At 40.8% G+C, this 10,910-nt stretch carries 6 protein-coding genes; 5 read left to right on the plus strand and 1 reads right to left on the minus strand.

The genetic code is table 11. The features are described from left to right. Positions 1 to 3: 3 nt before the first annotated feature. A complete protein-coding gene (locus HMPREF9010_RS03980; RefSeq protein ID WP_008650996.1) occupies positions 4 to 1,302 on the minus strand; it encodes an AAA family ATPase in 1,299 nt (432 codons plus the stop codon). 457 nt (positions 1,303 to 1,759) lie between these two features. Between HMPREF9010_RS03980 and HMPREF9010_RS03975 the strand changes: the two genes are divergently transcribed. The 5 genes from HMPREF9010_RS03975 to HMPREF9010_RS03955 all read left to right on the plus strand — a co-directional run bounded on the left by HMPREF9010_RS03975 (position 1,760) and on the right by HMPREF9010_RS03955 (position 10,899). Beyond that, positions 1,760 to 3,895, plus strand: coding sequence for an alpha-N-acetylglucosaminidase (locus tag HMPREF9010_RS03975; RefSeq protein WP_008650997.1), 2,136 nt, complete (start codon positions 1,760 to 1,762; stop codon positions 3,893 to 3,895). Between the two features lie 168 nt (positions 3,896 to 4,063). After that, positions 4,064 to 4,627, plus strand: a complete 564-nt coding sequence (locus HMPREF9010_RS03970; RefSeq protein ID WP_004304646.1) for an RNA polymerase sigma-70 factor — start codon at positions 4,064 to 4,066, stop codon at positions 4,625 to 4,627. 126 nt (positions 4,628 to 4,753) lie between these two features. Continuing rightward, positions 4,754 to 5,788, plus strand: coding sequence for a FecR family protein (locus HMPREF9010_RS03965; protein ID WP_004301865.1), 1,035 nt, complete (start codon positions 4,754 to 4,756; stop codon positions 5,786 to 5,788). A gap of 112 nt (positions 5,789 to 5,900) precedes the next feature. Next, a complete protein-coding gene (locus tag HMPREF9010_RS03960) occupies positions 5,901 to 9,116 on the plus strand; it encodes a SusC/RagA family TonB-linked outer membrane protein (RefSeq protein WP_008651000.1) in 3,216 nt (1,071 codons plus the stop codon). 31 nt (positions 9,117 to 9,147) lie between these two features. Then, positions 9,148 to 10,899, plus strand: a complete 1,752-nt coding sequence (locus HMPREF9010_RS03955; RefSeq protein ID WP_004301867.1) for a RagB/SusD family nutrient uptake outer membrane protein — start codon at positions 9,148 to 9,150, stop codon at positions 10,897 to 10,899. Positions 10,900 to 10,910 lie beyond the last annotated feature (11 nt).

Raw genomic sequence — 10,910 nt, forward strand, 5'->3', positions numbered from 1 at the left:
TCATTAGTCATTCAGGTTGATATACTGACTACCCAAGAACGGCAACTTTACCAATTTTCCCTGCTTGTAAGCATTATATGGGGAAAGATTCTTATGCAGTCCCAAAGAAGACAGACGTACTATTTTAGTTTCGCCAAGTTCGTCTTTATCGGTAAACCATATTGTATCACGGCGAATAAAATCCTCGTTGAGAAGATTGATGTCGTGTGTGGTCAGGAGCATTTGGGATGTTCCATTACTGTTTGCCAGAAAGACTTTTAAGAAATAAGCCAACAGTTCATAATGAATACTTGTCTCCACTTCATCAATGGGTACAAACCGATTGGTCTTTAACAGGAAATTCAGTATCACCGCCATTCCCAAGAACCTCATGGTACCATTGGACTCGTATTCTTCCGACAAATCATATACTTTATCGCCTGCCTTATGCTTGAAGGTCAGTTCCGTATTTGTAATTTTTCCCTTTCTAAGCATTTCAGCCTTTGCATCTTTATCAATAGGGGCATTCTGGATCAGTTGTTCCAATTCAGGTGTAATCAGCTCTTCCTCTTCATGTAATACCACATCTTCTATATTGAAATCGGACGCTTTCAAGAAATTTAAAATGAATTTCTTCAAATCTCCTGCCTCGTCTTTATCCAATCGTGATTTGACATATCCCGAAAGCAACATACCGGGAGCCAGTACATCTTTTACTTGCTTGGCAAAATAATCATACACATCATTTAGCCTGGTACGTTCCACATTGCTTTTGCCAAACGCGGCAAGCACACTACAATTATTGATAGTGTTTCCGGAAATTACATCCTGGCTTTTCTTTGTCATTTTCAGATTTACGCCAAAGTCAATAGTCGAGGAATCTGTCGTGGTATCATAATTTCGGTTATACAGCTTGGTCGGGCGAATGGAATCATAAACAATCAATGTCTCGGAATAGATATGCTTTGCATCCAATTCAAAACTGAGGATGTACTTCGACTGATTGATATAGAATATCATTGACATCTTTGTCTTTTCGTTTCTTGAAGTGTCATCCAACAAGAAAGGGACAACCCCAGTTTTCTCAGTCCTGTCTTTAGGCATTCTCAAAACCAGCATCTTGAAAAATTCAATAGCATTTAATATATTCGTTTTACCGGAAGCGTTGGCACCATAGATGATGCCCACTTTCAGCAATCTTACACCGTCCTTAACTTCATACGAATACTCATCAGACATAAAAGTATCTGCCGATGGCTCAAAACTGATTTTCTGAACCGATTTAATGGAGAAAAAATTCTCAATGCTGATCTCTGCTATCATAATCGTTGATTTTATCTATTGCATGGTGCAAAGGTATAAATAAAATCTCACATGGCAAACTATAAGCTCGATTATTGTAGAAAAACTACGCAATATAAATATAAAATCAGCGAATAGCTATTTGTTGGGACTGTAAATTAACCGTCTGATTATCTCCGGAAGGTGTTGACTGATTTGAGGACGGTAAACGAATGTGGATTATGCAGCCAAAGAAGTTAATTGTTCAATGTCATTTGCGTCATCTCTTGATTTATTTATGATGGCTAAATAGTGGTACTAAAATGGCGCTAAATTACAAAACTACTCTTTTATATACTTTATAAAATATAGTAAATCAGTTTATTATAGAATTTTATATCTTGTCGCCCACAATTCTTCTTATTTCATTGAATAAAACGTAGTAAATAGATAAAATACGACTCTTAATTATTATATTTGACAAACTGTAAATAAAACTATGTATACACGTCTTTTATTCATTCTATTATTGGGGGCTACATGGATGTGTAGCTGCCAAACCGAACAGTCTCCTGTCAATACATTGGCAGATCGTGTGACAGAGGGTACTTCGAAAGATCGAATTCTTTTTCGGATGATTGCTGATGAAAACAATCCGTTAAAAGATTATTTTGAAATATCTTCTGAAGACGGTAAAGTGCTGATAACCGGAAACTCTGATTTGTCTCTGGCTACGGGGTTGAACTGGTATCTGAAATATGTAGCCGGTATTCATCTTTCCTGGAATAATCTTTCGCAGAAGTTACCGGAAATACTACCGCTTCCACAAGAAAAGATACGTAAGGAGACATCCATGCAGAACAGATATTATCTGAACTATTGCACTTATTCTTATTCCATGGCTTTCTGGGATTGGGAGCGTTGGGAAAAAGAAATAGACTGGATGGCAATGCATGGCATCAATATGCCTTTGAGCATCACCGGAATGGAGGTGGTCTGGTACAATTTGCTGAAACGTTTGGGATACACAACAGAAGAAGTCAATGAATTTATTTCCGGCCCGGCCTTTATGGCTTGGTGGCAAATGAATAATCTCGAGGGTTGGGGTGGACCGAATCCCGATAGCTGGTATCAGCAACAAGAAGCGCTTCAGAAGAAGATCGTAGCCCGTATGCGGGAGTTGGGTATTGAACCAGTATTCCCCGGATATGCTGGAATGGTTCCCCGTAACATTGGTGAAAAGCTAGGTTATCAGATCGCTGATCCCGGTAAATGGTGTGGCTTCCCCCGTCCGGCTTTCCTTTCTACGGAAGATGAACACTTCGATTCTTTTGCCGCTATGTATTATGAGGAATTGGAGAAACTCTATGGAAAAGCCAACTATTACAGCATGGATCCATTTCATGAGGGAGGTAACACGGAAGGAGTAGACTTGGCGAAAACCGGTGCTTCCATTATGGCAGCTATGAAGAAAGCCAATCCGAAGGCTGTTTGGATCATTCAGGCCTGGCAGGCGAATCCTCGGGAAGAAATGATTGCTTCTCTTAATCAGGGAGATTTGCTCGTTTTAGATTTATATAGTGAGAAACGTCCCCAATGGGGAGATCCGGATTCCATGTGGTATCGGGAAAAGGGCTTTGGCAAACACGACTGGCTTTATTGTATGTTGCTGAATTTTGGAGGTAATGTTGGTTTGCACGGCCGGATGAATCAGTTGGTGAACGGGTATTATGATGCTTGTGCACACACTAATGGGAAAATGTTGCATGGAGTAGGAGCAACCCCGGAGGGCATAGAGAATAATCCGGTGATGTTCGAACTCCTTTACGAACTTCCTTGGCGTGAAGAACGCTTTTCTTCCGATGAATGGTTGCAGACTTACTTGAAAGCTCGTTATGGCAGAGAAGTTTCACCGGAAATAATGGAGGCTTGGCGTGCATTGGAACACACCGTTTACAATGCTCCGAAAGATTATCAGGGTGAAGGAACCATTGAGTCTTTGTTATGTGCCCGTCCGGGTTTCCATCTGGATAGAACTTCCACTTGGGGATATTCCAAACTATTTTATGCTCCCGATTCTACTGCAAAGGCAGCCCGGCTATTTACTTCCGTTGCCGACCAGTATAAAGGAAACAACAATTTTGAGTATGACTTGGTAGACATCGTACGTCAGAGTAATGCCGATAAAGGAAATGTGTTACTTGAAGAAATATCACAGAGCTATGACCGAAAGGACAAAGAGGATTTCCGCAAACAAACACAGCAATTCCTGGACTTGATATTGGCACAGGATCGTTTGTTATCTACCCGGAAAGAATTTTCCGTTTCCTCTTGGTTGAATGCAGCTCGTTCTCTGGGAACTACAGAAGAAGAAAAGCGATTGTACGAATGGAATGCTTCCGCATTAATCACAGTCTGGGGAGATAGCATTGCTGCCAATCAAGGCGGACTACATGATTATTCGCATCGGGAATGGAGTGGACTTTTGAAAGACTTGTATTATCAGCGTTGGAAAGCCTTCTTTGAGCAGAAACAGGCGGAGCTGGACGGGAAGCCTGCAGGACAGGAAATAAACTTCTATGGGATGGAGAAAGCCTGGGCAGAGAAGAGTAAGGCACAGACATTGAAGAACTAAATAAAAGCAAGTGATATATAAGTAATATGCACGTAATATATAGCCGGGTATGAAATATTATCCGGCTATATTTGTCTTAGAACCCTTTCATAAAGAATTTCTAATTTCATTGCTAATAGGAAAATTCTTATATTTGCTGCAACTAATACTTAAACACAATAGTTGCAAATGGAATTTACAGAAGAGCAAATACTGTTGAGAGCTTTGTCACGAGGAGATGAGAAAGCTTTTGAGGTTTTGTTTATGCGTTATTTCCCGAGAGTGAAACGTTTTATATCCGGTTTGCTTCAGGATGATATAACGGCCGAGGACTTTGCACAAGATATTCTCCTCAAACTATGGCAGAAGCGTGAGGAGATGGCAAAAATCGAAAATCTGAATGCCTACCTTTATCGGACTTCCCGGAATGCTGTGTACCAGCATTTACGACATATACTTTTGGTGAATGAATATGGAGAAAAGCAACAGGAGAATCTTTCCCGTCAGCAGAATGAGGGTGCGGGAAACATCGAAGAAAATATGTTTGCTGAAGAATTACTGTTGTTGATACAGCATACGGTAGAGCAAATGCCCGCCCAACGAAAAAGAATTTATGAGATGAGCCGTAAAGAAGGCAAAAACAATGATGAGATAGCGCAACTGCTTGCAATAAACAAACGGACTGTAGAAAACCATCTCACACAAGCATTGGCTGATATCCGCAAGATGCTGAAGCACTTTTATCTTTTCTAAATAAAACCACTTCCTATTGACAAAAACTCTTCTTTTATTCTCCTTTCTCAAAAAAAGTAGAAAAAATAGCTTTTAGACTGTGTGTGTATTCTATCTCGTGCATCTTATTAATAAACGGATAAAATCATGAAGAAGAAAAGCATATCAGAACTAATACATTTTTTTGTTCGCCATCCCCTGCAAAACTCCTTGCAGATGAAGTTTTGGCGTTGGCTGGTTTCTCCTGCTGATGCAGAAGATAAAGAAGAAGCTATACAGGAAGAGTGGATGAATATCATCGCTGAACCTGATGAGGCTACCCGGCGTTCATGGTATGAGGTCCGGCGTAAAGCGGGACTTGCAAATCCGATAATAAAACCGCATTGGGAAATCAAACCACTTCTTCGCATTGCTTCTATGATATTAATCCCCTTATTTTCAGTGCTATTATCGTGGTATTATATAAATGATTATACTGATTCTTGCAAATTGGTAGAATATATTGTTCCCATGGGTGAACGGGGAGAATTGACTTTGCCGGATGGGACAAAGGTACAGATCAATTCGGAGAGCAGTATCATTTACCCGAAAAGCTTTCGAGGCGATACACGTACTGTTTATCTTTCCGGAGAGGCGAATTTTGATGTCCATAAGGATAAGAAACATCCGTTTATTGTCAAGACATCTTTGTTATCAGTTCGTGCTTTAGGTACGAAGTTTAATATACAGGCATATTCGGAAGACAGGAAAACGATTACAACTCTTGAAAATGGAAAAGTGCAAATCAATAACCTGCTGGCACCAGACAGCTGTTTTATTCTTACTCCCGGTGAACAACTTGAATACAATCACCTGACTAAGAATTATGAAAAACGAAAAATAGATGTGATGATGGCTTCCGGTTGGACACGTGGTGAATTGAATTTTGTCGATTGCCATCTGGAGGATATTCTGAACACATTGGGACGACATTATAATGTAGAAATAAAGGCAGAACCGCATTTATACACAAATGATTTATATACCATTAAGCTTAGAAAGGGCGAACCTCTTCAAGCAGCAATTCATATTGTAACAATGACCGTCGGAGGTATGGAAAGCAAGGTCACAGACAATAAGGTTGTGATACTGACAGCTGCTTCACCGGCGAATAAGAGTAAGAAAGGAGGTACCCATCCATAAAAAGGTTGGACAAAACTGATCCTTTTGTCCAACCCGAAATAAATACCGTTATCATTTAAAATTTTAGGAAATAGTGAACCTTAAATGTAGTATTCATTTAATATACAAAAGTATGAATTTTAATTCTTATTTTACTATAAAACATACCAGTAATTTGCGTATTTTATTGTTAACCTTATTCTTTATAGTCCCTTTGGGTACTATCTATGGGCAGAATCAGTTGATTACTATTGCCGGAAAAAACATAACTTTGTTGAAAGCTTTTGATGCTATTGAAAGTCAGACTCAATTAAGCATTACTTATAGTCGGACTAAAATAGATGTGAATCGGACATTGAGTGTTGATTTTAAGAAACAAAAACTCTCTATTGTTTTGGATAAGTTGCTCGCGGGAACGGGGTTTACTTACAAGATAGAAAAAGGGTATATCGTTCTGGTTCCCGTACCGGTAAAACAAGAGCAAACGGAAGCAACTTCGAAAAAGATACAAGGAGTGATTGTAGATACGAATGGAGATCCGGTGATTGGTGCCAGTATTCAGGAGAAAGGAGTGGTCGGGAAAGGTACAGTTTCTGATTTGGATGGAAAATTTAACCTGTCAGTTGCGTCAAATGCTGTATTACTGATTTCATATATCGGTTTTCAGTCTCTTGAAGTAAAGGTGGGAAATCGGACAAGCTTGTCTTTGGTATTAAAAGAAGATCATCAGTTGCTGGATGAAGTAGTCGTTATCGGTTATGGAACAATGGAGAAACGTGCTGTGACCAGCTCCATTACTTCCATATCTTCAAAAGATTTAGTGACTGGATTGGGAGGCTCTACCATTGCGACTGCTCTGAAAGGAAAAATCTCCGGTATGAATGTTTCCGAAACTTCCAGTCCGAATGCCTCTGCTAGTTTCCAGCTTCGTGGGGTAGCTTCCATCAATGCTTCTTCTTCCCCTTTGATTGTGATAGACGGAATTCCTGGTGGTGATTTGCGTTCTATCAGTCAGGAAGATATTCAATCCATTGATGTTTTGAAGGATGCCTCTGCAGGTGCTATTTACGGAACAAGGGCAGCTGGTGGTGTCATTCTCGTGACTACCAAGAAAGCGAAAGAAGGTCCTATCACATTATCATATACAGGCGAGCTGTCCACCGAACAAGTTTCCAGAAGACCACAGGTCCTGGATCGCGATGCTTTCGTGAGGTTCGGTGTAGGAACAGATTTGGGAGCGTCTACCGATTGGTACGGTGAACTTTTAAATGAGGGAGCACTTTCCCAGCGCCATGTTGTCACCCTTTCGGGAGGGGGACATACAGCCAGAATATATGCCACTATTATGGCACAGGATCAGAAAGGTATTGCGATAGGCGATAATCGTAAAGATTATTCGGGGCGTATCAATGCAAACTTTAATCTTCTCAATGACTTGCTGGAAATAGGCTTACATACAGAATATCGTGAAGCACATCGGGATCAGCGGAGCAGTAGTTCCTGTTTCGACATGGCATTGAAGATGAATCCAACGGAACATGTTTATGATAGTACTAGTGAAACAGGCTATAATGTATTGGTTGGTGGTAGTGAATATTACAATCCATTAGCGGAAGTTATGCTCAAGCAGACGGATAATGTTGATAAATGGCTCAAGGCGGATGCTACGGTAAAGCTCAATCTGCCTGCCGGATTTTCGGCACAAGCCACTCTCGGATGGGAAGATCGCCAGTATCAGCAGACGCATTATGTATCCGCATTACACAGAACATCTTTGAATGGAAGTTATAAAGGAAAGGGATTTCACGGATATAGTAAAACAGTAAATGTTTCTTTTGAACCTACCATTAATTTCATGCGTGTTTTTGCAGATGACCATACGGTTAGTGCGGTGGCCGGATATAGCTATTGGGAAAACAATTCTGAAAACTTTGATATGTCTAACTTCGATTTCCCTGTGGATGGAGTAGGAGCTTGGGATATGGGAACAGGCAGCTGGCTTTCTGATGGAAAAGCAGCTATGTCTTCTCACAAATATCCTCGTGAACGTCTTATCTCCTTCTTTGGTCGGGCGAATTATAGCTATAAAGATCGCTATATGGTTACCGGAAGTGTTCGTCATGAGGGATCTTCCAAATTTGGAAAGAATCATCGCTGGGGAACATTCTGGGCTGTATCAGGTGGATGGCGTATATCCAATGAAGCCTTTCTGCATGATGTCAGTTTTCTTGATGACCTCAAAGTACGTGTCGGTTATGGTGTGACGGGAAATAACAATTTCTCTGCAGGAGCATCCACAGCCATGTACTCCTCCAATTCAATGTGGCCTTATAACGGTACATGGATCACTTCTTATGGACCGGCTCGTAATGTCAATAATGACTTGCATTGGGAAAAGAAAGCAGAGCTTAACATCGGTTTGGATTATGCGTTTCTGAATAACCGGCTTTTTGGAAAGTTCGATATATATAAAAGAAGAGTTTCCGGAATGTTATACAATATCAGTGTACCCAATCCTCCCGCCGTTTACGAGAAAACGACCATGAATTATGGTAATCTTGAGAATACCGGATGGGAGTTTGAGATTGGCGGAGTGCCTGTTAAAACGAAAGACTTTAACTGGACAACTACCATGCGTCTATCCCATTCTTCTTCCAAAATTACCTCTTTGTGGGGGAATAATACTTACCAGGATCGTGTAGGATTCCCGTCACCGGGAACGAACGGATCAGCCGGAAGAATTGAAGCAGGAACAAAGATCGGAAGCTATTATATCTGGAAATATGCCGGTATCACGGATAATGGAAGATGGCTTCTGTATGATAAGAACGACAATGTGATTCTTAGCGATAAGAAGACCTATGATGACAAGCGGTACATCGGTAATGCTATTCCTGCATTGATGGTATCATGGGATCATACCTTCACTTACAAGAACCTCTCTTTAGGTATCAACCTGCGTAGCTGGATCGATTTCGACGTGTTTAATACCATAAATATGTACTATGGACTTTCTGAAGTAGCAGGCCAGAACGTTCTTCGCAATGCGTACATTGACAACCGGCACATCAAAGAAGTAAAGCAGCTTTGCGATTACTGGCTTGAGGACGGCACTTTCTTAAAGATAGACGCCATTAGTCTGGGATATTCTCTTAACATGAAAAAGTGGCAGAAATATATAGATAAGATTGATCTTTACCTGACCGTCCGGAATGTGGCATGTTTCACGAAATATTCAGGACTTAATCCGGAAGTGAATGTCAACGGACTGGACCCTGGTTATGAATGGTTTAATAATATTTATCCTGAAACTCGTAGATATACCGTTGGTATGAAAATCCAATTCTAATATTAAAGTACCTATAAACTAATAAAATGATATGAGACGAAATATTTTAATCATTATCTCCTTCCTCACCCTTCTGGTGTCATCCGGTTGTACAAATCTGGATGAGAAGTGGTATTCCGAAGTCACTCCGGACACTTATTTCACGTCTAAGGAAACTGTTTATTCTTTCTTGGTACGCTCTTTCACACATTGGCGTTGGTTTCACGGATTCGACCGTGCCATTCTTCAAGAATGTACAACAGATGAGATGTGTGTCACACAAAAAGGAATACATTACAATGATGTCAGATATTCCCAACTGCAGCATCACGACTGGACACCTCTTCACCCCAACAACGAAGAAACCTGGCGTGGGGTAGGCATGGGAGTGGCAATGGCTTTAGCTTGTAAGGAAGACTTATCCGGTGTGGATTATGTATCACTGGGCATGACGGAAGAATTGAAAGCAGATCATCAGATGCAACTTCAGACATTGGTTGCCTATTTTTATCTGCGGGGACTTGATTTCTATGGGGGTATGCCTATTTACCGGCGCTCTACTACCGAGGAAGTTCCACGTTCCACTGCACGCGAAACCTTTAATTATGTGGAAGAACTGTTGCTTGCCGCTATTCCCAAATTAGAGAAAAAAAGAGCAGATATGCTGGAAGAAGGCTATTTACGTCAAGGAACTGCCGCCGCCCTTCTTGCTCAATTATATTTTAATGCGGAAGTCTACATGGGAGAGAACCGTTTTGCTGAATGTGCGCAGGTCTGCCAGGATCTATTAGATGGCAAATACGGTTATTACGAATTGGAGGAAGACTGGTTCGGTCCTTTCACTTTCGACAATAATAAATCTAAGGAAGTAATGTGGTCTGTTCAGTCGCAATATGCAAAAGGCACTTTGTTTCAATGGCAGTTCGAACGCTATAATCATTATAATGCAAAGAACTATTTTGATCTAAGCGGCTATTCTTCTACTAATGGTATGCATCTTCAGCCGTCTCTTAAACCCAATGGCGATCCCTATACGGATAAGCTTGGGCGACCTTTTGCCAAATTCAACAATAAAGATCTTCGTAAAAAATTGTACTTGTATAAAGGGAATGGAAAATACGAAGGAATGTTCCTTTATGGAAAATTACAGCGTACATCAAGAAGTGGTACAGAGGTGAAGTGTACGGGACTGTACGAATATCCGGGTGAGGTTCTTGAATTTGTCGATCAGGTGGCACAATTCAAGAAAGTGAAAGATGGAGAATATTCTTCAGTGAATGAGCTTCCCTCCAATATAAGTACCGGGGAAGAGAATTCCGGAATACGTTTGTGCAAACTACCGGTTCCCGACAATATCGACAAAACCATTGCTTTTAATCCGGATTATCCGGTTATTCGTTTTGCTGAAATCTATTATATGCTTGCTGAATGTAAATATAGAAGCGGCTATAAAAAGGAAGCAGCCAATCTTTTCAATGAAGTGCGTAAACGCAATTTCGAGAATAAAGCCGATCCTGATCCGGTGACCGAAACGAATATCGACAAGTACCGGATTCTTGATGAGTGGATGGTCGAGTTTCTGGGTGAACAGCGTCGTCGTACCGATCTCCGTCGTTGGGGGTTGTATACAACAGGTTCTTGGTGGGATCATAAACCTACTAACGACGATCATTATGAGCTTTTTCCTATTCCGGAAAAGTCAATTTCTGTCAGCAATGTCTTGAAGCAAAATCCGGGATACGGAGGCGGCAATGAAATGACTAAAGAAGAAGCCGGTATCTATAGTGTGAAACAAATCGATTAATCAACTATTAA

The sequence above is a fragment of the Bacteroides sp. 3_1_23 genome (assembly GCF_000162555.1).
Taxonomy (GTDB): Bacteria; Bacteroidota; Bacteroidia; order Bacteroidales; family Bacteroidaceae; genus Bacteroides; species Bacteroides ovatus.